Source organism: Pseudomonas entomophila (genome assembly GCF_029193575.1).
Taxonomy (GTDB): Bacteria; Pseudomonadota; Gammaproteobacteria; order Pseudomonadales; family Pseudomonadaceae; genus Aquipseudomonas; species Aquipseudomonas entomophila_G.
On record NZ_JARGCS010000056.1, the window covers coordinates 69,681 to 94,243 of the forward strand.

Below are 24,563 nucleotides of genomic sequence, written 5' to 3' on the forward strand. Positions count from 1 at the left end.
GTCAAAGAGGCGCCTTTTTTGCTGACTCCACCGCGTTATGGAACCCGAAATGACCGACCAGACTACCCGCCTGCCGATCCGCCGCGCCCTGATCAGCGTCTCCGACAAGACCGGCATCCTCGAGTTCGCCCGTGAGCTGCAACAGCTCGGCGTCGAGATCCTGTCCACCGGCGGCACCTACAAGCTGCTCAAGGACAACGGCGTGAACGCGGTGGAAGTGGCCGACTACACCGGCTTCGCCGAAATGATGGACGGCCGGGTCAAGACCCTGCATCCAAAGATCCACGGCGGCATCCTCGGCCGTCGCGGCACTGACGACGCCATCATGGCCGAGCACGGCATCAAGCCGATCGACCTGGTCGCCGTCAACCTGTACCCGTTCGAGGCGACCATCGCCAAGCCTGGCTGCGACCTGCCGACCGCCATCGAGAACATCGACATCGGCGGCCCGACCATGGTCCGCTCGGCGGCGAAGAACCACAAGGACGTGGCCATCGTGGTCAACGCCAGCGACTACGCCAGCGTCCTGGAAAACCTCAAGGCCGGCGGCCTGACCTACGCCCAGCGCTTCGACCTGATGCTCAAGGCCTTCGAGCACACCGCCGCCTACGACGGCATGATCGCCAACTACATGGGCAGCATCGACCAGGCCAAGGACACCCTGTCCACCGAAGGCCGCAGCGAGTTCCCGCGCACCTTCAACAGCCAGTTCGTCAAGGCCCAGGAAATGCGCTACGGCGAGAACCCGCACCAGAGCGCGGCGTTCTACGTCGAGGCGAAGAAAGGCGAGGCGAGCATCTCCACCGCCATCCAGCTGCAAGGCAAGGAACTGTCGTTCAACAACGTGGCCGACACCGACGCCGCGCTGGAGTGCGTGAAGAGCTTCGTCAAGCCGGCCTGCGTCATCGTCAAGCACGCCAACCCGTGCGGCGTGGCGGTGGTGCCGGAAAACGAAGGCGGCATCCGCAAGGCCTATGACCTGGCCTACGCCACCGACACCGAGTCGGCGTTCGGCGGCATCATCGCCTTCAACCGCGAGCTGGACGGCGAAACCGCCAAGGCCATCGTCGACCGCCAGTTCGTCGAAGTGATCATCGCGCCGAAAATCTCCCAGGCCGCCCGCGACGTGGTTGCCGCCAAGCAGAACGTGCGCCTGCTCGAATGCGGCGAGTGGCCCGCCGAGCGCGCTGCCGGTTGGGACTTCAAGCGCGTCAACGGTGGCCTGCTGGTGCAGAGCCGCGACATCGGCATGATCGCCGCCGAAGACCTCAAGGTCGTCACCCAGCGCGCGCCGAGCGAGCAGGAGATCCACGACCTGGTGTTCGCCTGGAAGGTCGCCAAGTTCGTCAAGTCCAACGCCATCGTCTACGCCAAGAACCGCCAGACCATCGGTGTCGGCGCGGGCCAGATGAGCCGCGTCAACTCCGCACGCATCGCTGCCATCAAGGCCGAGCATGCTGGCCTGCAGGTCCAAGGTGCGGTCATGGCTTCGGATGCCTTCTTCCCGTTCCGTGACGGCATCGACAACGCGGCTAAAGTGGGTATCAGCGCGGTGATCCAGCCAGGCGGCTCGATGCGCGATGCAGAAGTCATCGCCGCGGCCGATGAAGCGGGTATCGCGATGGTCTTCACCGGCATGCGCCACTTCCGCCACTGATTTACGGCAATCGGCCGCACTGAAGCAGGCATCTGCTGCGTTGGGGCCGGTTCCGCTGATGCTCATTGCCAGAAGGCAACTCCGCTCATCGGAACCGACCCCGCCTTGCATCTACCGGCTTCATTGCGACCCCGTACAGCGTGAGGCTTTGCCTCCCGTCCGACAGAATTCGAGGTTTTGACATGAAAGTTTTGATCATCGGCAGCGGCGGTCGTGAGCACGCCCTGGCCTGGAAAGTCGCCCAGGACCCCCGCGTCGAGAAAGTCTTCGTCGCCCCCGGCAACGCCGGCACCGCCACCGAAGCCAAGTGCGAGAACGTCGCCATCGACGTGCTGGCCCTGGAGCAACTGGCCGATTTCGCCGCGCAGAACGTGCAGATGACCATCGTCGGCCCCGAAGCGCCGCTGGTCGCCGGTGTCGTCGACCTGTTCCGCAGCCGTGGCCTGGACTGCTTTGGCCCGACCCAGGGCGCGGCGCAGCTGGAAGGCTCCAAGGCCTTCACCAAGGATTTCCTGGCCCGCCACAAGATCCCCACCGCCGACTACCAGAACTTCACCGAGATCGAGCCGGCCCTGGCGTACCTGAAGGAAAAAGGCGCGCCGATCGTGATCAAGGCCGACGGCCTGGCCGCGGGCAAGGGCGTGATCGTCGCCATGACCCTGCAGGAAGCCGAGGACGCCGTGCGTGACATGCTTGCCGGCAACGCCTTCGGCGAAGCGGGTTCGCGCGTGGTGATCGAAGAGTTTCTCGACGGCGAGGAAGCCAGCTTCATCGTCATGGTCGACGGCCACAACGTGCTGCCGATGGCCACCAGCCAGGACCACAAGCGCGTCGGCGATGCCGACAGCGGCCCGAACACCGGTGGCATGGGCGCCTACTCGCCGGCCCCGGTGGTCACCGCCGAGGTGCACCAGCGCGTGATGGACCAGGTGATCTGGCCGACCGTGCGCGGCATGGCCGAGGAAGGCAACGTCTACACCGGCTTCCTTTATGCCGGCCTGATGATCGACAAAGCGGGCAACCCCAAGGTCATCGAGTTCAACTGCCGCTTCGGCGACCCGGAGACCCAGCCCGTCATGCTGCGCCTGGAGTCGAGCCTGGTGCTGCTGGTCGAAGCCGCGTTCGCCAAGGCCCTGGACAAGGTCGAAGCACAGTGGAACCCACGGCCGAGCCTGGGTGTGGTGCTGGCCGCCGGTGGCTACCCTGGCGACTACGCCAAGGGCGACGTGATCAGCGGCCTGGACGCTGCCGCCAAGCTCGAAGGCAAGGTGTTCCATGCCGGCACCACGCTGAAGGACGGCCAAGTCGCCACCGCCGGTGGTCGCGTGCTCTGCGCCACGGCCCTGGGCGATACCGTCGAGGCCGCCCAGCAGCAGGCCTACCGCCTGGCCAAGGAAGTGAGCTGGAACGGTAGCTTCTACCGCACCGACATCGGCTACCGGGCCATCGCCCGCGAGCGTGGTGAAGATAAGCGCTAAGCTGCAACCGAATCGCCGTGCCAACCCGGCGCACGGCCTTCGGCTCGTCGACAAGGCCCCCCAGGGGCCTTGCCTTCGCCTTCGCGCGCCGCGCATAGTTGTTGTCCGGCACTTTAGCCAAGAAGGGATTTCGTCGTGCGTCGGCTTCGGATTGCCACAGCTCTGATCGTCAGCCTGCTGACCCTGCTCTGCCTGCTCCCGGCCTCGGCCGAACCAGGCGGCGGATGGTCCGTTCTGCTCGACGAACAAGCCAACCTGATGCTCTCCGACGTGCGCTCCGAGCGCTACCGCAACCAATTCAGCCCATTACCGCTCGAACAGCTCGACGCCGCCCTGCCCAGCCAGGCGCTATGGCTGCACTACCGCCTGGAGCCGGCGGACCACGAACGCCTGCTACGTATCTTCGCCCCCGACCTCTCGCAACTGGACCTCTACGCGCTCGACGGCAGCAAGCTGCTGCGCCAGTTGCACCATGGGCGGCAAAGCAGTGTCCGCGCCAGCGCCACCCTGCGCGGCAGCGACCATGTCTTGCCATTGCCCAACAGCACCCAGCCGCTGGACATCTACGTACGCCTGATCTCAGAGCACCAACTGCGCCCGGCCATCAGCCTGGAGCCGGCCGCCGCGTCGGCCACCGACCAACGCCTGCCGCTGTTGTTCGGCCTGCTGTTCGGCGGCCTGGTGATGTTGATCCTGCACAACCTGATCCGCTTCCTCTATTCGCGCTCCAGCACCACCATAGTGCTGGCGCTGTATCACGCGCTGATGCTGCTCAGCGCCTTGATCCTGCTCAACTTGAGCGGCCCCTGGTGGCGCCTGTGGCACAGCGCGCAGACCCCGGCCGCCTACCTGACCCTGGTGCTGGCGGGCCTCAGCGGCCTGTACTTCACCCAGCGTTTCTTCTCGCCCTGCGCCTCGCCGCGGCTGAACCGCGTGTTGCAGGCGGAAATGCTCATCGCCTGCGTCAGTGGCCTGGTGCTGCTGTTCATCGATACCCTGCCACTGAACCTCACCACCTATGCCCTGCTCGCCCTCGGCAGCCTGAGCATGCTGGTGGTCAGCAGCTACCACTGGTACAAGGGTTACGCGCCGGCGCGGCTGTTCACCGCCGGCATGCTGGTGTTCAACCTGGGCGGCCTGGTGCTGCTGCCGGCACTGCTCGGCCTGACCCGCACGCCCACGCCCTGGCTGCTGGGCATCCTCATGGGCATGACGGTGATCAGCGGCCTGCTGCTCAACCTGGCGGTCAGCGAACGCCTGCGCAAGATCAACGAGGAACGCTTCCGCGCCAGCCGCGCCCTGGCCGCCAGCGACGCCGAGATCAACGCCAAGGCCGAGTTCCTGGCCAAGATCAGCCACGAGATCCGCACACCGATGAATGGCGTGCTGGGCATGACCGAGTTGCTGCTCGGCACGCCGCTGTCGGTCAAGCAGCGCGACTACGTGCAGACCATCCACAGCGCCGGCAACGAGCTGCTGACGTTGATCAACGAGATCCTCGACATCTCCAAGCTCGAATCCCGGCAGATCGAGCTGGACGATGTGCAGTTCGACCTCAACGCGCTGATCGAGGACTGCCTGAACATCTTCCGCGCCAAGGCCGAACAGCAGAACATCGAGCTGATCAGCTTCACCCAGCCCCAGGTGCCACGGGTGATCAGCGGCGACCCGACGCGCCTGCGCCAGGCGCTGTCGAGCCTCCTGGACAACGCCCTGAAGAACACCGACCACGGCGAGATCCTGCTGGTGGTGGCCCTGGACCAGCGCGGCAACGCCCCGCGCCTGCGCATCGCCGTGCAGGACAGCGGCGAGCCGATGGCCGCCGCCGAGCGCGAGGCGCTGTTGCAGGCCGAGCTGCACAGCCACCACTTCCTCTCCAGCAACAAGCTCGGCGGCCACCTGGGCCTGGTGATCGCCAAGCAGCTGATCGGCCTGATGCAGGGCGAGTTCGGCATCAAGACCAGCACCAGCATGGGCAACACCCTGTGGCTGACCTTGCCGCTGGACCCACTGCGCCTGGAGCAGCCGCTCGCCGACCTCGACGGCCCGCTGCGCGATGCCCGGGTGCTGGTGGTGGACGACAACGACACCTGCCGCAAGGTGCTGGTGCAGCAGTGCAGCGCCTGGGGCATGAACGTCAGCGCAGTGCCGTCGGGCAAAGAGGCGCTGGCCCTGCTGCGGACCAAGGCGCACCTGCGCGACTACTTCGACGCGGTGTTGCTGGACCAGAACATGCCGGGCATGACCGGCATGCAACTGGCGGCGAAAATCAAGGAAGACCCGAGCCTGAACCACGACATCCTGGTGGTGATGCTCACCGGCATCAGCAACGCGCCAAGCAAGGTCATCGCGCGCAATGCCGGGGTCAAGCGCATCCTGGCCAAGCCGGTGGCCGGCTACACGCTCAAGACCACCCTGGCCGAGGAGCTGGCGCAGCGTGGGCGGGAGCCGGCGATTTCCCTGGTCCTGAGCGGTGCGCCAGCGCCACTCGACCTGCCCACCGACTTCCGTATCCTGGTGGCCGAGGACAACAGCATCTCGACCAAGGTGATTCGCGGCATGCTCGGCAAGCTCAACCTGGAGCCGGACACCGCCAGCAACGGCGAAGAAGCGCTGCAGGCGATGAAGACGCAGCGCTACGACCTGGTGCTGATGGACTGCGAGATGCCGATCCTCGACGGTTTCTCGGCCACCCAGCAGTTGCGCGCCTGGGAAACCGCCAACCAGCGCCCACGCACCCCGGTGGTGGCGCTGACCGCGCACATCCTCAGCGAACACAAGGAACGGGCGCGCCTGGCGGGTATGGACGGGCACATGGCAAAACCGGTGGAGTTGTCGCAGTTGCGCGAACTGATCCAGTTCTGGGTGGGACGCAGGGCGGCGGCGTCAGGGTCGGTGCATAGCTCCTGACACCCGCGACTGGGCCGGCCCGACCACCACCCCTCACCTGCTGATACACTTCCCGGCACCGCCCCTGTCCTGGACCCACCTCCATGCTCCATGAGTTGTTCAGCGTGTACCTGAAGATGCTCGTGCTCTACAGCCCGTTCTTCGTGCTGTCGTGCTTCATCAGCCTGACCCGCGGCCACTCCAGCAAGGAGCGCAAGCAGTTGGCCTGGCGCGTGGCCAGCGCGGTGCTGATCGCCAGCGTGCTGCTGTACCTGTTCGGCCGGGTGATCTTCGGCGTGTTCGGCATCACCGCCGACGCCTTCCGCATCGGCGCCGGCTCCGTGCTGTTCATCTCGGCCCTGGGCATGGCCCAGGGCAAGTCGGCGGTGCAGGCCGACAACGTGCAGCAGGACGTGACCATCGTGCCACTGACCATCCCCCTCACCGTGGGCCCCGGCACCATCGGTGCGTTGCTGGTGATGGGGGTCGGCCAACCGCACTGGGACGACAAGCTGCTGGCCATCATCAGCATCGCCCTGGCCAGCCTTACCGTCGGCCTGGTGCTGTACCTCTCGCACCGCATCGAGCGGATCCTGGGCGACCAGGGCCTGCAGATCGTCAGCCGGCTGATGGGGCTTTTCGTGTGTGCGCTGGCGGCGCAGATCATCTTCACCGGGATCAGGGGTTACCTGCTGGGCTAGATCCGCAGGGTATGAATCTCTTTGAGCGAGATCTTCTCCGTCGCACGCAGCACCTTGTCACGGTGCTGTTGAACGAACAGGCGGGTATTGAAGCGCACCAGTTCGGCAGACACCTTGAGGCTGCGCCGCTCGCGGAACAGAAAGCCCGCCGTCAGCAGCTTGGCGTCCGCCGCTTCGTGATAGACCACCATGTCCACGTAGTTGTTGCCCACCGGTGCGCAGGAGAGCAACTGGAACACCCCGCGTTCCTGACAGCGCGATTCGAAGTGCAGCAATGCCGGACCTTCGCCTTTCAAGGCCTCGAACGCCAACGCCATGCCGCTGGAATGCCGCTCACCGGCAACCGCATCGATCCTGCGCAACGCCTGGTCGACGATCGCTGGCCGCTGCGGGTCCGGCCAGTGCGCCTCCTCGGGAGGCTGCGCGTCCCAGCCGAGAAACTTCAATTGCTTGCGATAGTAGTCGTACTGCTCCCCGGCCGTTGCGCCCGGCAGGGTCTTCAAGGTCGTGCTTTCAGCCCATAGCGCGGCGAGCTTGACGGCTTGGCGCTGCTCGACGGTCACGCCGGGGATGAACGACACCACGCTTGCACCCACCACGGCCGCTTCACGATTGTCCATATGCGCCTCCCGCCTCGATAAAGCCCAGGTCCTTGATATGCCCCGCCAGCTGCTTGCGCTCGATCAGCGCGTGCAAATCCTGGCGATTGGCCTCACTCAGCAGCTCGGTCATCGTGGCCTGGCTTTCACGCAGGTCGATGCCATCGCGTGTGGCCGATGCCGCCACAGTGGCGCCAAGGTCGATCGGTACCGAGGCCGAGCCACCGTCGAACGCAAGGCTGTACAGCTCGAGCGAAGGGCCGGGCAGTATCACGCCCAATTCGTAGACCACCTGGGTGCCGGCCACGCTGCTGGGGCGCAACTGCGCCTGCGCATCGGCCTGGAGAAGCCTGGAAACGGCGGCCTGGAGCGGGGCCGCCAGGCGGGGGTGGCGGGTCTGTAGCCGCTCGCACAGGTAGGGGGCGATGGCCAGCGGCCGATCATCCGTGCGCGGACGATAATCACTGTGGCTGCGCGTGACGACCCAGCCACGCGCCTCCAGCGCCGCACGGTAGTCGTTGTACCAACGGTCATAGTGGGTAAAGCGGGGGCCGCTCTGTTTGTCCGCCCGCAGCTGGGCGTACAACACCGACTCCAGTACGTATCGCTGCAAAGGCGAAGGCGGCTGCTCGACCAGCAGTGCAGTGCCGCCCACGAGCCATAGGGAATAAGCCTGCTCACTCATCAGGTGCCTCATCGTGCAAATGCCGAAAGGAAGGACGGGGCCCGCAAGCCCCGTCTGCCGGTCAGATCTCGAATTCGTCGGGGGCCTTGACGGCCTTGGCAACCAACTTGGCTTCGATCGACGCGCGCACCTGATCGGTGTACACCACCTCGTTGAGGTTGAGCACGGCCGAGGCGCTGTAGCGGTCCTTGCTCGAACTCTTCCACTCGAACAGCACGGTATCCAGGTCGTTTTCAGCGGGCGAGCAACTGAAGGCGTTGACCACCATGAACAGTTCACCTTCAGGGGTCTCGATGCAGGTACCCAGCCCGGTGGTCGAGACGGGGTGCCCTTTCATGTTCTGCTTGTAGATTTCCTGGGCTTCGGTGAGGTCACCGAGCGAACTGAAGACCTTGGCCGCCAGCTTGCCGGCCGCTTCGCCGATCGGGCCGCCGAGCAAGGCCTCGCCTGCGGCCTTGGCGGCTTTGAACACCACGGGGCCGAGGGTCAGGGAACGGGTGGTGTCGTAGTCACGCTCGAAGGAGCGCTTGCCAACGACCCAGCCACAGCTTCTCATCACTTCCAGAAACTTGTTGAACCACGCTTCGGACTCGCCATCGCGGTTGTGCGCCTTGGACGCCACCAGGGTGGCGAACTGGTAAATGGTTTTCGCATCCCGACGTTTCTGTGCCGAAACGCTTGCGCTGAGCACCAGCAGGGACTGCTCGACGACGGCAAGGCTATCGCCGCCGTCCTTCTTCTCTTCGGTCATGGGGACAACTCCGGTGAAATCCCCTGGCGCCTATCGCCAGGGGCCTTCACCCTAGCCAGCCGATGGCCGTGGTGCAGGCGTGAAGCAGTTCCCCAACGCTTCAACCAGCCGCCGGGTACCAGCGCGGCGTATACACCCACTCACCTCCGTCGGCCCGCTCAAACCGGCAGGTGGTGGAGGAGCCGACCAGCACCATGGTGCGCATGTCGACCATTTCCGGGGTGAGCTCAGCCAAGCTGACGACCTTCAGCGTCTGCCCCGGCCTACCGATATCACGCCCAAGTACTACAGGGGTCTGCCCCTCGCGATGCTGACGCACGATGCCCAGCGCCTGCCCGAGTTGCCAGGGCCTGGCCTTGGAAATCGGGTTGTAGAACGCCAGCACCAGGTCGGCCTGGGCGGCGAGGTCCAGGCGCTTCTCGATGGTCGACCACGGCTTGAGGTTGTCCGACAGCGACATCACGCAGAAATCATGCCCCAGCGGCGCCCCCGCCTGGGCGGCGGTGGCCAGCGAAGCCGAGACGCCGGGAAGGACCTGCAGGTCGACCTGGTGCCAGGCCGGGTCGCTGGAGGCGTGCAGCGCTTCGAGCACCGCTGCGGCCATGGCGAACACACCCGGGTCACCCGACGACACCACCACCACCGAGCGCCCCTGGGCGGCCAGCGCGAAGGCGTGGCGGGCGCGCTGCATCTCTTCGCGGTTGTCGGTGCAGTGCAGCACCTGGTCGTCGCGGAACGGGCCAGCCATGCGCACGTAGGTCTCGTAGCCGAGCACGTCCTGGGCGCGGGCCAACTCCGCCTTGACCGCCGGCACCATCAGCTCGGCCGCGCCGGGGCCAAGGCCTATCACCGCCAGGCGGCCACGTGGCCGGCCCACCCGCGCCACGTCGATGGGCACGGCGGCCACGGCGATCGCCAGACCCGCCACCTCGACCAGCCGCGCGCCGGGCAAGGCCTGTGCGGCCAGGGCCGACGGGGTGTCGGCGGCCGGCGCATGGCGCACGGCGACGCCCAGTGCCTGGGCGGCGGCATGCAGCGCAGGCTCGGCCATCGCCGTGTCGTTGGCCAGCAGGCAAGCCAACGACGCCTCGGCAATGCCCGCCTGTTGCAACGCCTGGCGTACCTGGACGGCCAGCCCCGGCGTAGCGTCAGGTACCGCCACCAGCACCGAACGCGAGTGGATCAGCAACTCGTCGCGACGCGCCGGGCGCGCCTGGCAACCGACATGAATGGTGCGTTGCGCGGTGTCGGCCTGTGGCAACTGGGCCTGCGCCAACCACGTGGCCTCGCCCTCGATGCGCACGCATTCACCGGCCAACAGGTCGGAGACGAAACGCTTGCCCTGCTCCAGGTCCGCCAGCGCATAACCCTCGGGGGGGTTGAGCAGGCAGGTACCGAAACGCAGTTCGCCACTGGTGGTGATCGCCGCAGCCACGCCCAGCGCCTCGCCCAGCTCACGGGCCATGACGTTGACCCCGCTCAACCCACCGAGCAGCGGCACCACCGCGCTGCCATCCTCGGCAACGGCCAGCACCGGCGGTTCGGCGCCTTTCTCGTCGAGCAGTCCGGCCAGGGTACGGATGACGATACCCGCGGCGCACAGGGCAATGATGGGCGTGGCCTGCTGGTACAGCGCACGCAGGGTGTCGCCGAACGCCTGGTAATACTGGTCGACGCCCTCGACCCGGCCGCTCAGCCCATGGATCCGCGCCTGTGGATAACGCTGTTGGATACGCCGCGCCGTGCCCAGGCTGCCAGGGCCGAGGATGACGATGGCCGGTGCGGTGTTCAGGTTCAGCCCTGCCATTTTTCCCCCGGCACGATGATCAGCGAGAAGTACGGCGAGGACTGCGGGTCCACCTCATCCAGCGGCACAATTTTCTGGTTGGCCATGGTCGCCCGCTCGACGTACAGCGCGCGCCCATCCAGGCCCAGTTCGGCCAGCACCTGGCGCACCTTGGGGAAGTTGCGCCCGAGTTTCATCACCACCGCCGCGTCGGCGTCGGCCAGGCGACGCTTGAGCTCGTCGTGGGGCAGCACGCCGGAGAGCACGGTGAGGGTCTGGTTGCGGTACACCAGTGGCGCGCCGAGCACCGAGGCGCCGCCGAGCATCGAGCACACGCCGGGAATCACCTCAGCCTCGAAGCGCTGGGCCAGACGGTCGTGCAGGTACATGTAGGAGCCGTAGAAGAACGGGTCGCCCTCGCAGATCACCGCCACGTCGCGGCCGGCGTCCAGGTGCTCGGCAACCTGCGCGGCGGCTTCGTCGTAGAAGTCGCTGATCACCTGCTCATACGACAGCGGCGCCGGCAGGACCTCGGTGGTCACCGGGTACACCAGCGGCAGCAGGGTCTGCTGCGCCTGCAGATGCGCCTCGATGATGCCGAAGGCATTGCCGCGCTTGCCCTTGGCCACGAAGTACGCCACCACCGGCGCCTCGCGCAGCAGGCGCAGGGCCTTGACCGTGATCAGTTCCGGGTCGCCGGGGCCAACGCCCAGGCCAAGCAGACGTCCGCGCGGCGTCATCATTCCACCTCCGTGGCCAGCGCGTTGACCGCTGCGGCGGCCATCGCGCTGCCGCCCAGGCGGCCCTGCATGATCACGAACGGCACACCGCGGCTGTCGGCGGCGAGCATCGCCTTGGACTCGGCGGCACCGACGAAGCCCACCGGGAAGCCGAGGATCAAGGCCGGTTTCGGGGCCCCTGCATCAAGCATTTCCAGCAAGTAGAACAGCGCCGTCGGCGCGTTGCCGATCACCACCACGCTGCCTTCCAAGTGCGGGCGCCACAGTTCCAGGGCCACCGCCGAGCGGGTATTGCCAGCGTCCTTGGCCAGGCCCGGCACGCTCGGGTCGCGCAAGGTGCAGATCACCTCGTTGTTGGCAGGCAGGCGCGCGCGGGTAATGCCTTCGGCGACCATGTGCGCGTCGCAGAGGATCGGCGCGCCTTTGGCCAACGCCGCGCGCCCGGCGCTGCCGGCGCCTTCGGAGAATTGCAGGCCGTCGATGGCCTCGACCATGCCGCAGGCGTGGATCACCCGCACGGCGAGCTTTTCCAGGTCGGCGGGGATGCGCTCCAAGCGGGCCTCCTCGCGGATGATGCGGAAGGAATTGCGATAGATCTCCTGACCATCGCGGATGTAATCAATCATCAAGGGGCTCCGTCGGCAGGTCGAGCATCGCGCCTGCTTCTTCTGGGGTAAGGTCGCGGCCGCGCAGACGGCCGAAGCCCGGCGCGTGCGCATCGCGTAGGTAAAGGTCGTAGCGGCCCGGGGCGCGGGCCAGCAGGGTGGCCGGGGCGACATGGGCCACGGCGCAGGAACGGGGGCAACCGGACAGGTGCACACTGCCCGGCGCGCCGCTAGGCAGGCAGGCGGCCAGCACCAGGGCATCGGCCTTGGTGTCGGCCTGGCCTTTGGCGCAACCACTGGCGCCGGTGCAGGCCGTGACGCGCGCCAGCGCTTGCCCGGCATCGCACAGCAGGCCCAGCGCGCGCAGGTGCGCCTGGGCGTTGGCCAGGTGATCTTCCTTGAAATGCGGCAGCACCACACTCTGCCAGGGGCTCATGTGTAGGCTGCCATCGCCCGACTCACGGGCCAGGTGCGCCAGCGCACGCAGCATGGCCGGGGTCAGCCGCCCCAGCGGCGGTGCCACGCCCAGGGCCACGCCCTGCCGCTGGGGCAGGCGGCCTAGCCAGGGGCTGGGGCGTCTCGAGCGGCGCCAACCCAGCACCGCCGCGTCGCGGCGCAGGGCGATGCCCAGGCCTTCGACGAAGCGCTCGGCCGTACAGCCCTGCAACAGCTGGCGCATGCGCGCCTGCTCCGGCGTGGCCAGGTCGAGGAAGCGCTCCAAGACCGCACGCACCAGGGCCAGGCCCTGCGCCAGCGGCACCGCGCCAAGCGGCGCGCCATCGGCCGGGCACCCGGCCAGCCCGAAGGCCAGCCACGGTTGCTGATCGAGGTGCAGGGCCGACAGCCACAGGTCATGGGGGTGCTCGAGCATCGCCAGGGCCTCGCCGCCATCGAGCTGCACGGCGAACTTGGCCGACAGCGCGTGCAGGTGCGGGGTGGTTTCCAGCAGGCTGAGGATCTGCGCGGCCAGTGGGCGCACATCGATCAACTGGGCAGGGTCGACACCGGCCAGGGGGCTGAGCATGAGGTTGCGCACGTCATCGCCCGCCGCCTCGCGCGGGCCCAGGCCGGCGGCCAGCAGATGCTCGACCAGGCCCTGGTGGTCGCTGCCGATGCCGCGCACTTGCAGGTTGCCGCGATTGGTCGCCTCGATCACCCCACCGGCGAAGCGCTCGGCGGCCTCGGCCACCGCTTCGGCCTGCTCGGCCCGCAGCAGGCCACCGGGCAGCTTGATGCGACAGATGCCGCCATCGCGCGCGGCGACGATGCGCCACAACCCCGGGCAGGCCGAGGGGCGGGGTGAAACGGCGGGGGTCGGGGGCTGCTTCAAGGGGGTGTCCGGCAATCGTGAAGGTGCGCTTCAGTGTAGAAGGCGCGGTATTATGCCTGCTTTGGTCGGCGGCATGAAAAGCCGGTGGTCGCAGCTCTCATGAAACAGGCGCCTGCACGGGGCGCGACAGCCTTGAAAATGGAAACGAACGTAATGGCCCCCTGGCTGACAGTAATCGGCATCGGCGAAGACGGCTTCAGCGGCCTGGGCAAACAAGCCCGGCGCGCGCTGCTGTCGGCCACGCGCATCTTCGGCAGCCCACGCCAGCTGGCGCTGCTGCCACGCTGCGTGGTCGGCCAGCACCACGCATGGCCCAGCCCCTTCTCCCTGGCGCCGCTGCTGGCCTTGCGCGGCGAGCCGGTGTGCGTGCTGGCCAGCGGCGACCCGATGTTCTACGGCGTCGGCGCCAGCCTGGCGCGGCAGTTGCCGGCCGAGGAGCTGCAGGTGCTGCCGATGCCCTCTTCCTGCGCCCTGGCCGCCGCCCGCCTGGGCTGGCCGTTGCAGGAGGTGCAGGTGCTGTCGGTGGTCGCCCGCCCACTGGCGGCACTGAACGCCCAGCTGTACAGCGGCATCCGCCTCCTGGTGCTGAGCAACGACGGCGACAGCCCTGCCGCCATCGCCGCGCTGCTGCGCGAACGGGGCTTCGGGCCGAGCCGCCTGTGGGTATTCGAGCACCTCGGCGGGCCAGAGGAGCGCCAGCTCAGCGGCACCGCCAACGACTGGCCGCACCCCCAGGCCGCCGCGCTCAACCTGGTAGCCATCGAGTGCCTGGCCGCAGCGGACGCACCGCGCCGCTCGCCGGTGGCCGGCCTGCCCGACAGCGCCTTCCGCCACGATGGCCAGCTGACCAAGCGCGACGTACGCGCCATCACCCTCGCCCGCCTCGCCCCAACCCCCGGCGAGCTGCTGTGGGACGTGGGCGCCGGCTGCGGCTCCATCGGCATCGAATGGATGCGCGCCCACCCCAGTTGCCGCGCCCTGGCCATCGAGGCCGACGAGGGCCGCCAGGGCTTCATCGAACACAACCGCGAGCAACTCGGCGTGCCTGGCCTGCAACTGGTGCGCGGCAAGGCGCCGCAAGCCCTGCACGACCTGGAGCGCCCCGACGCGATCTTCATCGGCGGCGGCGTCACCCGCGAGGGCGTGCTCGACCTGTGCTGGGAACGCCTGCGCCCAGGCGGGCGGCTGGTGGCCAATGCCGTGACCCTGCAAAGCGAACTGGCGCTGGCGCATTTTCGTGAGCGCCACGGCGGCGAGCTGACCCGTATCCACATCGCCCAGGCCCAGCCCCTCGGCACCTTCGACACCTGGCGCCAGGCGCTGCCAATCACCCTGCTCGACGTGGTCAAGCCCCGCGATGCGTGAAGAAACCCGCGAACAACCCGCACCGCTGCGCAGCGGCCTGACCACTGGCAGCTGCGCCACCGCCACCAGCCTCGCCGCCGCCCGCCTGCTGCTCACCGGCCACAACGACGACGCGGTGCAGATCACCCTGCCCAAGGGCAAGCAGGTGCAGATGCGCCTGGAGTTTTGCCGCCGCGACGGCGAGCGCGCCGAGGCCGGCACGCTCAAGGATGCCGGTGACGACCCGGACGTCACCCACGGCGCGTTGCTCTACAGCCAGGTGCGCCTGTTGAGCGAGCCCGGCATCCGCTTCGTCGCCGGCCAGGGCGTCGGCACCGTGACCCGCCCCGGGCTGGTGCTGGCGGTGGGCGAGCCGGCGATCAACCCGGTGCCGCGACGGATGATCAGCGAGCACCTGCAACGCCTGGCCGGCGAATGCGCCTATGGCGGCGGCTTCGAGGTCACGGTCAACGTGCAGGGCGGCGAGCAACTGGCGCTCAAGACCATGAACCCGCGCCTGGGCATCCTCGGCGGGTTGTCGATCCTCGGCACCAGCGGCATCGTCCGGCCGTTCTCCTGCGCGGCCTACATCGCCTCGATCCAACAGGGCATCGACGTCGCCCATACCAACGGTTACACGCACATCGCCGCCTGCACCGGCAACGCCAGCGAAGACACCATGCGCCGGGTCTACGCCCTGCCGGAGATCGCCCTGATCGAAATGGGCGACTTCGTCGGCGCGGTGCTCAAGCACCTGCGCAAGGTGCCGGTGGCGCGCCTGAGCCTGTGCGGTGGCTTCGGCAAGATCAGCAAGCTGGCCGCCGGGCACATGGACCTGCACAGCCGCCATTCGAGCATCGACCTGCCGCAGTTGGCCGGCTGGGCTGCGCAGATCGGCGCCAGTGCCGAACTGCAGGCGGCGATCGTCGCCGCCAACACCAGCCAGCAGGCCCTGGCGTTGGCCCATGCCGCCGGCATCGCCCTGGGCGACGCGGTGTGCGCCCACGCCCTGGCCTTCGCCCGCAGCGTGGTGCCGGCGCAGGTACAGGTGGAGGTGTTCGCCATCGATCGCCAGGGCGGTATCGTCGGCCAGGCAGGTGTGCAATGAGCGGGCGCATCCTGCTGCTCGGAGGGGTCACCGAGGCCCTGGCCATCGCCCGGCGCCTCGGCCCGCAGCACGTCTACAGCCTGGCCGGCATCGCCCGGGTGCCGCAGGACCTGGCCTGCCAGGTGCGGGTCGGCGGCTACGGCGGCGCCGAGGGGCTGGCGGCCTACCTGCGCGAGGCGGGCATCAGTTTGCTGGTCGACGCCACCCACCCCTATGCCGCGCAGATCAGCCACAACGCCGCCCTCGCCGCGAAAGCCGCCGGCATTCCCTGCTGGGCCCTGCGCCGGCCGGCCTGGCAAGCCCAGCCGGGCGACGACTGGCGCGAGGTCGATGGCTGGGCCGGGCTGATCGAGGCACTGGCGCCGTTCCAGCGACCGCTGTTCACCCTTGGCCGCGAGCCGCTGCGACACCTGGATGAAATTCCGCCCCGGCAATTCTGGACCCTGCGCGCCCTCGAAACCTGCCCAGGCAACGCGCGCTGCGAGGTGATCGGCGCACGCGGGCCGTTCCATCTCGACGACGAGCGCGCGCTGTTCGAGCGGCGGCGAATCGATGTGCTGGTGAGCAAGAACAGCGGCAGCGTGGCGACCGAACCGAAGCTGGAGGTGGCGCGCGAGCGCGGGGTGCCGGTGCTGATTCTCAAGCGCCCGGCGTTGCCGCCCGTCGACCGCGAGTTCCTCGACCCAGACGCGCTACTGCAAGCCCTGGCGCCCTGACCCACGCGAACGTTGTCGATTTTTCGCCCCCTGTCAGCGAACACGTCCGAATGGCCATCTGACTCATTGCTGCCGTAGACTCCAGCCTCCTCCCTTGGAAGGCCTCGCCCATATGGAAATGCAATGGTGGATCTGGCTCGTCTTCGGCCTCGCCCTGATCCTGCTGGAACTGGTCCTGCCGACGTTCTTCATCCTCTGGTTCGGCATCGGCGCCGTGCTCGTCTCGCTCATCGCCGTGGTGGCGCCCAGCCTGGAGCTGGCCACGCAGGTGTTGCTGTGGGTGCTGCTGTCGTCCATCACCACGGTGCTGTGGTTCAAGGTGTTTCGGCGCAAGCAACCGGACACGCGCTGGACCGCCGATAGCGTGATCGGCGAGGTCGGCCTGCTGACCGCCAGCGTCTCGGAATTCCAGAAAGGCCGCGTGCGCTTCCAGAAGCCGGTGCTCGGCAACGAGGAATGGACGTGCATCGCCGACAGCGACATCCCCTCCGGCGAGCGCGTGCGCTTGACCGCCATCGAAGGCAACACCGCCCGGGTCACCCGGGCCTGACCCCGTAGCAAAAAGGAATTTTCCCCCATGACCAGCCTCATCGTCGCCGGCGTCATCGCCCTGTTCGTCCTGATCACCGTGTTCAAGGGGGTGCGCATCGTGCCCCAGGGCGAGGAATGGATCGTCGAGCGCCTGGGCCGCTACCACAGCACGCTCAAGCCCGGCCTGAACATCGTCATCCCGTACATGGACGTGGTCGCCTACCGCCTGCCGACCAAAGACATCATCCTCGACGTGCAGCAACAGGAGATCATCACCCGCGACAACGCGGTGATCGTCGCCAACGCCCTGTGCTTCGCCAAGGTGGTCGACCCGCAGAAAGCCTCCTACGGCGTGCAGAACTTCACCTTCGCCGTCACCAGCCTGACCATGACCTCGCTGCGCGCCATCGTCGGCTCGATGGACCTGGACGAGGCGCTGTCCAGCCGCGAGCAGATCAAGGCCCGCCTGCGCGAGGCGATGTCCGAGCAGACCGAGGACTGGGGCGTGACCGTGCGCTCGGTGGAGATCCAGGACATCAAGCCCTCGGAGAACATGCAGGTGGCCATGGAGCGCCAAGCCGCCGCCGAGCGTGAACGTAAAGCCGACGTGACCCGTGCCGAAGGCGCCAAGCAGGCGGCGATCCTCGAAGCCGAGGCGCGCCTGCAAGCGGCCAAGCTGGACGCCGAGGCGCAGATCAACCTGGCCGAGGCTTCGGCGCGGGCGATCGAACTGGTCAAGGAAGCCGTGGGCAACGAGACCACTCCGGCCATGTACCTGCTGGGCGAGCGCTACATCGGCGCGATGGAGAACCTGGCGGGCAGCGACAACGCCAAGGTGGTGGTGCTGCCAGCCGACCTGCAAGAGACCGTGCGCGGGCTGCTGGGCCGCGGCAAGGCCTGATTTCCCATCGCGGGGCAAGCCCTCTCCCGCGGGTATGACAGCGTCCCCTGTAGAGTGGGCTTGCCCCGCGATTGCGTCCGCACAGCCCCCAGGTGCGGCACTTCACCGCACCCCCGTGTTTTTACCTATACTCGCCCTACAATACCCATCTGATTCCTGACCGGATCTCTCCATGCCCCCACGTCGGCACATCGCCTGGATAGCCTGCCTCGCCGTGCTGTTCAACCTGCTGGCCATGCCACTGTCCTCGGCCGCGCCCAAGAGCGCGGCCGAGCAGTTGCTGTGGGGGGCCTTCTGTTCCAGCGGCGCCAGCAAGGCCAAGCCCGATGTCCAGGCCCTGGCCAAGATCGACCTCGGCCCGCAAGGCGACGCCCACACCAACATGCAGCACTGTTGGTGCTGCTCCGGCGCCGCGCCGCTGCTGGCCCTCGGCGGCCACCCCGCGCAGCTGCACACACCCGCCGCGGTGCGCCTCGGCGCCGCGCCGCCGCTCGCCACATACCCACCCACGCCGCGCCAGCTCTGGCCGGCGCTCAACCCCCGTGCCTCTCCCCTGGCCTGAGTTCGCCACGCTGTCGACCGAACCCGAACAGACCGGAGACTCACCATGCTCAAGCAAGCCCTCATCCTGGCCACCCTGCTGCTGCCCAGCGCCTTCGCCAGCGCCCACGAATACACCGTCGGCGACCTGCACATCGCCCACCCCTGGTCGCTGGCGCTGCCGCCCAACGCGCCCAACGTCGCCGCCTACTTCATCGTGCACAACAACGGCAACGCGGATGACCGCCTGCTCGGCGTCGACACCCCCGTCAGCGACGACGCCCAACTGCACGAGCACGCCAAGACCGCCGACGGCCTGATGAAGATGCAACAGGTGCCCAGCGTGGTGATCCCCGCCGGCAAGGACCTGACCTTCGCCCCCAGCGCCTACCACGTGATGCTGCTGCAACCGAAAGACCGCAGCCTGCTCGTCGACGGCAAGCGCTTCCCGCTGACCCTGCACTTCGAGAAGGCCGGCGACATCACCGTCGAGGTCGCCGTGCAGCAGCAGCCTCCCGCCGACCAGGCTGGGCACGAACACACGCACTGACCGCTGACAGGCGCTCGCCATGAGCCTGCCGCGCGACCGCTGCGCCCGCTCCACACGCCCTGACCGCAGGCGCGTCGGTGGCGGCTGGCTGAGCCTGTTCGCCATGTGGATGATCTTCATCGGCCCGCTGGTTTCCCAGTCGATGCCGATGAACCACCACGCCGGCATGAACATGGACATGGACATGGCCATGCCCATGGCCGCCGGGCACGACCATGCCGCCATGGGCCATGGCGACCATGGCGGTGACGGCCACGCCCACGCACTGTGGGAAAAGTGCGGCTATTGCACCCTGCTGTTCAACTGCCCCGCGCTGCCGCAGACCCTCAGCCCACTCAGCGCCAGCAGCGCCCCACCGCCCACCCTCGCCGCCATTACCCCACGCCAGGGCCACGCCCGCCAGGCCGTGTTCCCCGGTGCGCGCAGCCGCGCCCCGCCCCGCTCGATCAGCGTCTGACCCACCCGCTCCATGCCCGAAGCCAGGAGGCTTCGCGCTGACTCATGACTGATCGACTGGAATCATTATGTCCGGCTGCACCCCTGTTTTTGCCCTGTCCCCACGCGGGGCCCTCGCCCTGCTTTGCGGCTCGCTGCTGGCGCCGCTGGCGCTGGCCGCCGAAACCGGCCACGAGGGCCACGCCGTCGAGGCGCCCGAACTGAGCCCCACGGTGATCACCGCCGTGGCGCCCAGCTCGCCGCTGACCGTGGTGACCAACCCCAAGGACCCTCGCCAACCGGTACCGGCCAGCGATGGCGCCGACTACCTCAAGACCATCCCCGGCTTCTCCGCCATCCGTTCCGGCGGCACCAACGGCGACCCGGTGCTGCGCGGCATGTTCGGCTCGCGCCTGAACATCCTCACCAACGGCGGCGTGATGCTCGGCGCCTGCCCCAACCGCATGGACGCCCCCACCTCGTACATCTCGCCGGAAACCTACGACCGCCTGACCGTGATCAAAGGCCCGCAAAGCGTGATCTGGGGCCCGGGCGGCTCGGCCGGGACCATCCTCTTCGAACGTGAGCCGGAGCAGTTCGGCACCCTCGGCAGCCGCGTCAATGCAAGCTTGCTGGCCGGTTCCAACGGCCGCTTCGACAAGGTGCTCGACGCCGCCGCTGGCAATAGCCAGGCCTACGCACGCTTCGTCGGCAACCAGTCGCGCTCCGACGACTACCAGGACGGCAACGGCGACAGCGTGCCGTCGCGCTGGGACAAATGGAACGGCGACGCCACCCTTGGCTGGACGCCCGACGCCGACACCCTGCTCGAACTCACCGCCGGCAAGGGCGACGGCGAGGCGCGCTACGCCGGGCGTGGCATGGACGGCTCGCAGTTCAAGCGCGAAAGCCTGGGCCTGCGCTTCGAGAAGTCCAACCTCGGCGAGGTGCTCGACAAGGTCGAGGCACAGGTCTACTACAACTACGCCGACCACGTGATGGACAACTACAGCCTGCGCACCCCGTCGGGCAGCGGCATGATGGGCATGCCCATGGTCAGCAACGTCGACCGCCGCACCCTCGGCGCGCGCATCAAGGCCACCTGGCGCTGGGCCGACGTGCAACTGGTCAGCGGCCTCGACGCGCAGACCAACGAACACCGCAAGCGGGGCGGCATGGGCGTCGATGCGCACAAGGGCCAGCCCTGGACCAAGGACGCCGACTTCCACAACTACGGCCTGTTCAGCGAGCTGACCTGGTACGCCAGCGGCGAGGACCGCTTCATCACCGGCGCCCGCCTGGACCGCGCCTCGGCCCGCGACTTCCGCCAGGGCAGCGCCACCCACGGCGATACCCGCGCCGACCGCCTGCCCAGCGGCTTCGTGCGCTACGAGCACGACCTGGCGGCGATCCCGGCCACCAGCTACATCGGCCTGGGCCACGCGCAGCGCTTCCCCGACTACTGGGAGCTGTTCTCGCCAACGCGCGGCCCGAACGGCTCGGTGAACGCCTTCGACAGCCTCAAGCCAGAGAAGACCACCCAGCTCGACTTCGGCATCCAGTACCAGGGCGAACGCCTGGAGGCCTGGGCCTCGGGCTACGTGGGGCACGTCCGCGACTTCATCCTGTTCGACTACCGCAGCGCCATGATGGGCATGAGCAGCACCCAGGCGCAGAACATCGACGCCCGCATCATGGGCGGCGAACTGGGCGCGGCCTACCGACTGACGGAAAACTGGAAGGCCGACGTCACCCTGGCCTACGCCTGGGGCAAGAACAGCAGCGACGGCAAGGCCCTGCCGCAGATGCCGCCGCTGGAAAGCCGCCTGGGCCTGACCTACAGCCGTGACGACTGGAGCGTCGGCGCACTGTGGCGCCTGGTGGCGGCGCAGCACCGCATCGCCGAGAACCAGGGCAACGTGGTCGGCAAGGACTACGAGCAAAGCGCCGGTTTCGGCGTGTTCTCGCTCAACGGCGCCTACAAGGTGAACCGCAACCTCAAGCTCAGCGCGGGCGTCGACAACCTGTTCGACAAGGCCTACGCCGAGCACCTGAACCTGGCCGGGAACGCCGGGTTCGGCTACCCGGCGGCAGACCCGCAGCCGGTGAACGAGCCAGGCAGGACCTTCTGGACCAAGGTCGACATCAGTTTCTGACAACAACATCCGGGCGCGGGCCGGACCGCGCCCTTCTTGGCAAGGGGAGGCTCCCATGAGCAAACCAAGCGTTTCCTTCTACAACCTGGCGTGGCGCTGGCATTTCTATGCCGGGCTGTTCGTCGCGCCGTTCATGATCCTGCTGGCGATCACCGGGATCATCTACCTGTTCAAACCGCAGCTCGACCCCTTGATGTACCGCGACCTGATGGTGGTCGAGGCCGGCCATCACCGCCAGGGGGCCGACACCCTGCTGGCCAACGTGCGCCAAGCCTACCCACAGGGGCAGGTGAGCAAGTACCTGCCCGCCGTGGATGCCACTCACAGTGCACAGTTCGTGGTGCACGACGGCGGCCGTGAACTGAACGTGTTCGTCGACCCGTACAGCGGCAAGGTGCTGGGCGGCCAGGACGCCAAGCGCAACCTGCAGGCGATTGCCCGCGCCCTGCATGGCGAACTGATGGTCGGCAGCGTCGGCGACCGCCTGGTGGAGCTGGCCGCCGGCTGGGGCGTGGTGCTGGTGGTCTCGGGCCTGTACCTGTGGTGGCCGCGCGGGCGCAGCAGCGCCGGGGTGCTGTGGCCACGGCTGTCGGCGCGCGGGCGCGTGCTGTGGCGCGACCTGCACGCGGTGAGCGGCTTCTGGGGCTCGGCCCTGTTGCTGTTGATGCTGCTCAGCGGCATGACCTGGACCGGCCTGTGGGGCAAGCAATACGCCGACCTGTGGAACCGCTTCCCGGCGGCCATGTGGAACGACGTGCCGAAGTCCGACCAGCAGGCCCGCGTGCTCAACGAGGCGCACCGCCAGACCGTGCCCTGGGCGCTGGAGAACACGCCGATGCCAGTGTCCGGCGAGCATGCCGAACATGCCGGGCACCACGGCATGAACAGCGCGCCCGCAGCACCGCAGGTGAGCTTGCAGCAGGTCGAGGATCTGGCCACGGCACGCCAGGTCGAGCCGGGCTACAGCATCACCCTGCCGAGCACCGCCGAGGGCGTGTTCACCATCGCCGTGTTCGCCAACGACCCGCGCAACGACGCCACCCTGCATGTCGACCAATACACCGGCCAGGTACTGGCCGACGTGCGCTGGGCGCACTACAGCCCGGTCGCCCGCGCCACCGAGCTGGGCGTGATGCTGCATGAGGGCAAGATGTTCGGGCCGCTGAACCAACTGATCATCCTGCTGGTGTGCCTGATGATCCTGCTGGGGTCGGTGAGCGGGTTGGTGATGTGGTGGAAGCGCAGGCCGAGCGGTGGGCTGGGCGTGCCGCCGCTGCGCCATGACCTGCCGCGCTGGAAGACGGCGGTGGGGGTGATGCTGGTGCTGGGGGTACTGTTCCCGCTGGTGGGGGTGTCGATGGTGCTGATGTGGCTGGTCGATAGCCTGGTGGTGCGGCGCAGGGCGTTGGTTCGGGCCTGAAGTTTGCGCTGAGCCTACCGGCCTCATCGCGGGGCAAGCCAGCTCCTACAAGGTTCAGCGGTGAACCTGTAACAGCGGGCTTGCTCCGCGACAGGCATGGATGCGGGTCATCCCTCGATCCTGTCTGTACCGCCAAGATCGGCGCCTTCTGTCCACCCCGCGATCGGAACGCGCGTGTTAGCCTACCCGGCTTCCACAAGAAGACTGACCCTCAATGGAATGCAGCCCATGACCCGGACCTCCTCCTCCCCGCCTGCTGACGACCAGCACCTGCAACGCAACCTGACCAACCGCCACATCCAGCTCATCGCCATTGGCGGCGCCATCGGCACCGGCCTGTTCATGGGCTCGGGCAAGACCATCAGCCTCGCCGGCCCGTCGATCATCTTCGTCTACATGATCATCGGCTTCATGCTGTTCTTCGTCATGCGCGCCATGGGCGAGTTGCTGCTGTCGAACCTCAACTACAAGTCATTCATCGACTTCTCCGCCGATTTGCTCGGCCCCTGGGCCGGCTACTTCACCGGCTGGACCTACTGGTTCTGCTGGGTGGTCACCGGCATCGCCGACGTGGTGGCGATCGCCGCCTACACGCAGTTCTGGTTCCCCGGCCTGCCGCAATGGATACCGGCACTGACCTGCGTGGGCCTGCTGCTGTCGCTGAACCTGGTCACGGTGAAACTGTTCGGCGAGATGGAGTTCTGGTTCGCCCTGATCAAGATCGTCGCCATCCTCGGCTTGGTCGCCACCGGCCTGTACATGGTCGTCACCGGCTTCCAATCGCCGAGCGGGCACAGCGCGCAATTGGCCAACCTGTGGAACGACGGCGGCCTGTTCCCCAATGGCCTGCTGGGCTTCTTCGCCGGCTTCCAGATCGCCGTGTTCGCCTTCGTCGGCATCGAGCTGGTGGGCACCACCGCAGCGGAAGCGAAGAACCCCGAGCGCACCCTGCCGCGGGCGATCAACTCGATCCCGATCCGCATCATCGTGTTCTACGTGCTGGCGCTGATCGCGATCATGGCGGTCACACCATGGCGCGAGGTGGTGCCGGGCAAGAGCCCGTTCGTCGAGCTGTTCGTGCTGGCCGGCCTGCCGGCGGCGGCGAGCATCATCAACTTCGTGGTGCTGACCTCGGCGGCGTCCTCGGCCAACAGCGGCGTGTTCTCCACCAGCCGCATGCTGTTCGGCCTGGCCCAGGAGGGCGATGCGCCCAGGGCGTTCGAGAAACTGTCGCGCCGCTCCGTGCCGGCCAACGGCCTGTACTTCTCCTGCACCTGCCTGCTGCTGGGGGCGGTGCTGATCTACATCGTCCCCGACGTGGTCGAGGCGTTCACCCTGGTGACCACCGTGTCGGCGGTGCTGTTCATGTTCGTGTGGACGCTGATCCTGCTGTCGTACCTGGCCTACCGCAAGCAGCGCGCGGCGCTGCACCAGGCATCGACCTACAAGATGCCGGGCGGGCGCTTCATGTGCTACGTGTGCCTGGTGTTCTTCGCCAGCATCCTGGTGCTGCTGAGCCTGGAGGCCGACACCCGCGCGGCGCTGGTGGTGACGCCGCTGTGGTTCGTGCTGCTGGCGGTGACCTACCAGTTCGTGCGCAACAAGCGCCAGCCGCGCGGCGTCGTGGCACGCGACAACTGA

General features: G+C 67.8%; 22 protein-coding genes. 15 read left to right on the forward strand and 7 right to left on the reverse strand.

Features of this window, described 5'->3' with window-relative positions:
• Nucleotides 1-49 precede the first annotated feature (49 nt).
• From purH to P0Y43_RS24120, 4 genes are all read left to right on the forward strand, one after another.
• Nucleotides 50-1,657, forward strand: coding sequence for a bifunctional phosphoribosylaminoimidazolecarboxamide formyltransferase/IMP cyclohydrolase (purH, locus tag P0Y43_RS24105; RefSeq protein WP_275639757.1), 1,608 nt, complete (start codon nt 50-52; stop codon nt 1,655-1,657).
• Nucleotides 1,658-1,839: 182 nt separating this feature from the next.
• On the forward strand, nt 1,840-3,135 hold the full coding sequence (gene purD, locus P0Y43_RS24110; RefSeq protein ID WP_275639758.1) for a phosphoribosylamine--glycine ligase: 1,296 nt from the start codon (nt 1,840-1,842) through the stop codon (nt 3,133-3,135).
• 135 nt (nt 3,136-3,270) lie between these two features.
• A complete protein-coding gene (locus P0Y43_RS24115) occupies nt 3,271-6,045 on the forward strand; it encodes a hybrid sensor histidine kinase/response regulator (RefSeq protein ID WP_275639759.1) in 2,775 nt (924 codons plus the stop codon).
• 83 nt (nt 6,046-6,128) lie between these two features.
• Nucleotides 6,129-6,725, forward strand: coding sequence for a MarC family protein (locus tag P0Y43_RS24120; protein WP_275639760.1), 597 nt, complete (start codon nt 6,129-6,131; stop codon nt 6,723-6,725).
• On the opposite strand, the gene P0Y43_RS24125 is transcribed toward P0Y43_RS24120, so the two are convergent.
• The 7 genes from P0Y43_RS24125 to cobG all read right to left on the reverse strand — a co-directional run bounded on the left by P0Y43_RS24125 (nt 6,722) and on the right by cobG (nt 13,236).
• Entirely contained in the window at nt 6,722-7,345 is a 624-nt protein-coding gene (locus P0Y43_RS24125) for a hypothetical protein (RefSeq protein WP_275639761.1), read from the reverse strand. The genes P0Y43_RS24120 and P0Y43_RS24125 overlap by 4 nt on opposite strands.
• The gene (locus P0Y43_RS24130; protein ID WP_275639762.1) at nt 7,332-8,009 is read right to left on the reverse strand and encodes a hypothetical protein; all 678 of its coding nucleotides are present in this window, start codon (nt 8,007-8,009) and stop codon (nt 7,332-7,334) included. Before P0Y43_RS24130 ends, P0Y43_RS24125 begins: the two co-directional genes overlap by 14 nt.
• Before the next feature lie 61 nt (nt 8,010-8,070).
• The gene (locus P0Y43_RS24135; protein ID WP_275639763.1) at nt 8,071-8,760 is read right to left on the reverse strand and encodes a hypothetical protein; all 690 of its coding nucleotides are present in this window, start codon (nt 8,758-8,760) and stop codon (nt 8,071-8,073) included.
• Between the two features lie 100 nt (nt 8,761-8,860).
• A complete protein-coding gene (cobJ, locus tag P0Y43_RS24140) occupies nt 8,861-10,567 on the reverse strand; it encodes a precorrin-3B C(17)-methyltransferase (protein ID WP_275639764.1) in 1,707 nt (568 codons plus the stop codon).
• Nucleotides 10,555-11,289 (reverse strand): precorrin-2 C(20)-methyltransferase, encoded by a 735-nt coding sequence (locus tag P0Y43_RS24145; protein ID WP_275639765.1) that lies wholly within the window; start codon nt 11,287-11,289, stop codon nt 10,555-10,557. Before P0Y43_RS24145 ends, cobJ begins: the two co-directional genes overlap by 13 nt.
• A complete protein-coding gene (locus P0Y43_RS24150) occupies nt 11,286-11,912 on the reverse strand; it encodes a precorrin-8X methylmutase (protein WP_275639766.1) in 627 nt (208 codons plus the stop codon). The genes P0Y43_RS24145 and P0Y43_RS24150 overlap by 4 nt, the downstream gene beginning before the upstream one ends.
• The gene (gene cobG, locus P0Y43_RS24155; protein ID WP_430540277.1) at nt 11,905-13,236 is read right to left on the reverse strand and encodes a precorrin-3B synthase; all 1,332 of its coding nucleotides are present in this window, start codon (nt 13,234-13,236) and stop codon (nt 11,905-11,907) included. Before cobG ends, P0Y43_RS24150 begins: the two co-directional genes overlap by 8 nt.
• 138 nt (nt 13,237-13,374) lie before the next feature.
• Here cobG and cbiE point away from each other — a divergent pair, with 138 nt between their 5' ends.
• From cbiE to cycA, 11 genes are all read left to right on the forward strand, one after another.
• Nucleotides 13,375-14,586, forward strand: a complete 1,212-nt coding sequence (gene cbiE, locus P0Y43_RS24160; RefSeq protein ID WP_275639768.1) for a precorrin-6y C5,15-methyltransferase (decarboxylating) subunit CbiE — start codon at nt 13,375-13,377, stop codon at nt 14,584-14,586.
• Nucleotides 14,579-15,673, forward strand: coding sequence for a cobalt-precorrin-5B (C(1))-methyltransferase (locus tag P0Y43_RS24165; RefSeq protein ID WP_275639769.1), 1,095 nt, complete (start codon nt 14,579-14,581; stop codon nt 15,671-15,673). The genes cbiE and P0Y43_RS24165 overlap by 8 nt, the downstream gene beginning before the upstream one ends.
• On the forward strand, nt 15,670-16,389 hold the full coding sequence (locus P0Y43_RS24170) for a cobalt-precorrin-6A reductase (RefSeq protein WP_275639770.1): 720 nt from the start codon (nt 15,670-15,672) through the stop codon (nt 16,387-16,389). The genes P0Y43_RS24165 and P0Y43_RS24170 overlap by 4 nt, the downstream gene beginning before the upstream one ends.
• Before the next feature lie 112 nt (nt 16,390-16,501).
• Entirely contained in the window at nt 16,502-16,939 is a 438-nt protein-coding gene (locus P0Y43_RS24175) for an NfeD family protein (protein ID WP_275639771.1), read from the forward strand.
• A 27-nt stretch (nt 16,940-16,966) separates the two neighbouring features.
• A complete protein-coding gene (locus P0Y43_RS24180) occupies nt 16,967-17,821 on the forward strand; it encodes an SPFH domain-containing protein (protein WP_275639772.1) in 855 nt (284 codons plus the stop codon).
• A gap of 172 nt (nt 17,822-17,993) precedes the next feature.
• Entirely contained in the window at nt 17,994-18,383 is a 390-nt protein-coding gene (locus P0Y43_RS24185; RefSeq protein ID WP_275639773.1) for a DUF2946 domain-containing protein, read from the forward strand.
• 45 nt (nt 18,384-18,428) lie between these two features.
• Nucleotides 18,429-18,911 carry a copper chaperone PCu(A)C gene (locus P0Y43_RS24190; RefSeq protein WP_275639774.1) on the forward strand — a complete coding sequence of 161 codons (483 nt, stop codon included), beginning with the start codon at nt 18,429-18,431 and terminating at the stop codon, nt 18,909-18,911.
• A 19-nt stretch (nt 18,912-18,930) separates the two neighbouring features.
• Nucleotides 18,931-19,368 carry a DUF2946 domain-containing protein gene (locus P0Y43_RS24195; protein WP_275639775.1) on the forward strand — a complete coding sequence of 146 codons (438 nt, stop codon included), beginning with the start codon at nt 18,931-18,933 and terminating at the stop codon, nt 19,366-19,368.
• A 67-nt stretch (nt 19,369-19,435) separates the two neighbouring features.
• A complete protein-coding gene (locus P0Y43_RS24200; protein ID WP_275639776.1) occupies nt 19,436-21,502 on the forward strand; it encodes a TonB-dependent copper receptor in 2,067 nt (688 codons plus the stop codon).
• Nucleotides 21,503-21,557: 55 nt separating this feature from the next.
• Nucleotides 21,558-22,922: a PepSY-associated TM helix domain-containing protein gene (locus P0Y43_RS24205; RefSeq protein ID WP_275639777.1), complete on the forward strand. Its 1,365-nt coding sequence runs from the start codon at nt 21,558-21,560 to the stop codon at nt 22,920-22,922.
• Nucleotides 22,923-23,150: 228 nt separating this feature from the next.
• Nucleotides 23,151-24,563 carry a D-serine/D-alanine/glycine transporter gene (gene cycA, locus P0Y43_RS24210; RefSeq protein WP_275639778.1) on the forward strand — a complete coding sequence of 471 codons (1,413 nt, stop codon included), beginning with the start codon at nt 23,151-23,153 and terminating at the stop codon, nt 24,561-24,563.

Bases quoted from the DNA above. Each gene is read 5' to 3' on its own strand.
- P0Y43_RS24185 (WP_275639773.1), top strand. From the start codon at position 17,994: ATGCCCCCACGTCGGCACATCGCCTGGATAGCCTGCCTCGCCGTGCTG.
- P0Y43_RS24120 (WP_275639760.1), top strand. From the start codon at position 6,129: ATGCTCCATGAGTTGTTCAGCGTGTACCTGAAGATGCTCGTGCTCTAC.
- P0Y43_RS24205 (WP_275639777.1), top strand. From the start codon at position 21,558: ATGAGCAAACCAAGCGTTTCCTTCTACAACCTGGCGTGGCGCTGGCAT.
- P0Y43_RS24130 (WP_275639762.1), bottom strand. From the start codon at position 8,009: ATGAGTGAGCAGGCTTATTCCCTATGGCTCGTGGGCGGCACTGCACTG.
- purH (WP_275639757.1), top strand. From the start codon at position 50: ATGACCGACCAGACTACCCGCCTGCCGATCCGCCGCGCCCTGATCAGC.
- cycA (WP_275639778.1), top strand. From the start codon at position 23,151: ATGACCCGGACCTCCTCCTCCCCGCCTGCTGACGACCAGCACCTGCAA.
- P0Y43_RS24175 (WP_275639771.1), top strand. From the start codon at position 16,502: ATGGAAATGCAATGGTGGATCTGGCTCGTCTTCGGCCTCGCCCTGATC.
- P0Y43_RS24190 (WP_275639774.1), top strand. From the start codon at position 18,429: ATGCTCAAGCAAGCCCTCATCCTGGCCACCCTGCTGCTGCCCAGCGCC.
- P0Y43_RS24145 (WP_275639765.1), bottom strand. From the start codon at position 11,289: ATGATGACGCCGCGCGGACGTCTGCTTGGCCTGGGCGTTGGCCCCGGC.
- P0Y43_RS24170 (WP_275639770.1), top strand. From the start codon at position 15,670: ATGAGCGGGCGCATCCTGCTGCTCGGAGGGGTCACCGAGGCCCTGGCC.
- P0Y43_RS24195 (WP_275639775.1), top strand. From the start codon at position 18,931: ATGAGCCTGCCGCGCGACCGCTGCGCCCGCTCCACACGCCCTGACCGC.
- P0Y43_RS24125 (WP_275639761.1), bottom strand. From the start codon at position 7,345: ATGGACAATCGTGAAGCGGCCGTGGTGGGTGCAAGCGTGGTGTCGTTC.
- P0Y43_RS24165 (WP_275639769.1), top strand. From the start codon at position 14,579: ATGCGTGAAGAAACCCGCGAACAACCCGCACCGCTGCGCAGCGGCCTG.
- purD (WP_275639758.1), top strand. From the start codon at position 1,840: ATGAAAGTTTTGATCATCGGCAGCGGCGGTCGTGAGCACGCCCTGGCC.
- cbiE (WP_275639768.1), top strand. From the start codon at position 13,375: ATGGCCCCCTGGCTGACAGTAATCGGCATCGGCGAAGACGGCTTCAGC.
- P0Y43_RS24200 (WP_275639776.1), top strand. From the start codon at position 19,436: ATGTCCGGCTGCACCCCTGTTTTTGCCCTGTCCCCACGCGGGGCCCTC.
- P0Y43_RS24135 (WP_275639763.1), bottom strand. From the start codon at position 8,760: ATGACCGAAGAGAAGAAGGACGGCGGCGATAGCCTTGCCGTCGTCGAG.
- cobJ (WP_275639764.1), bottom strand. From the start codon at position 10,567: ATGGCAGGGCTGAACCTGAACACCGCACCGGCCATCGTCATCCTCGGC.
- P0Y43_RS24150 (WP_275639766.1), bottom strand. From the start codon at position 11,912: ATGATTGATTACATCCGCGATGGTCAGGAGATCTATCGCAATTCCTTC.
- P0Y43_RS24180 (WP_275639772.1), top strand. From the start codon at position 16,967: ATGACCAGCCTCATCGTCGCCGGCGTCATCGCCCTGTTCGTCCTGATC.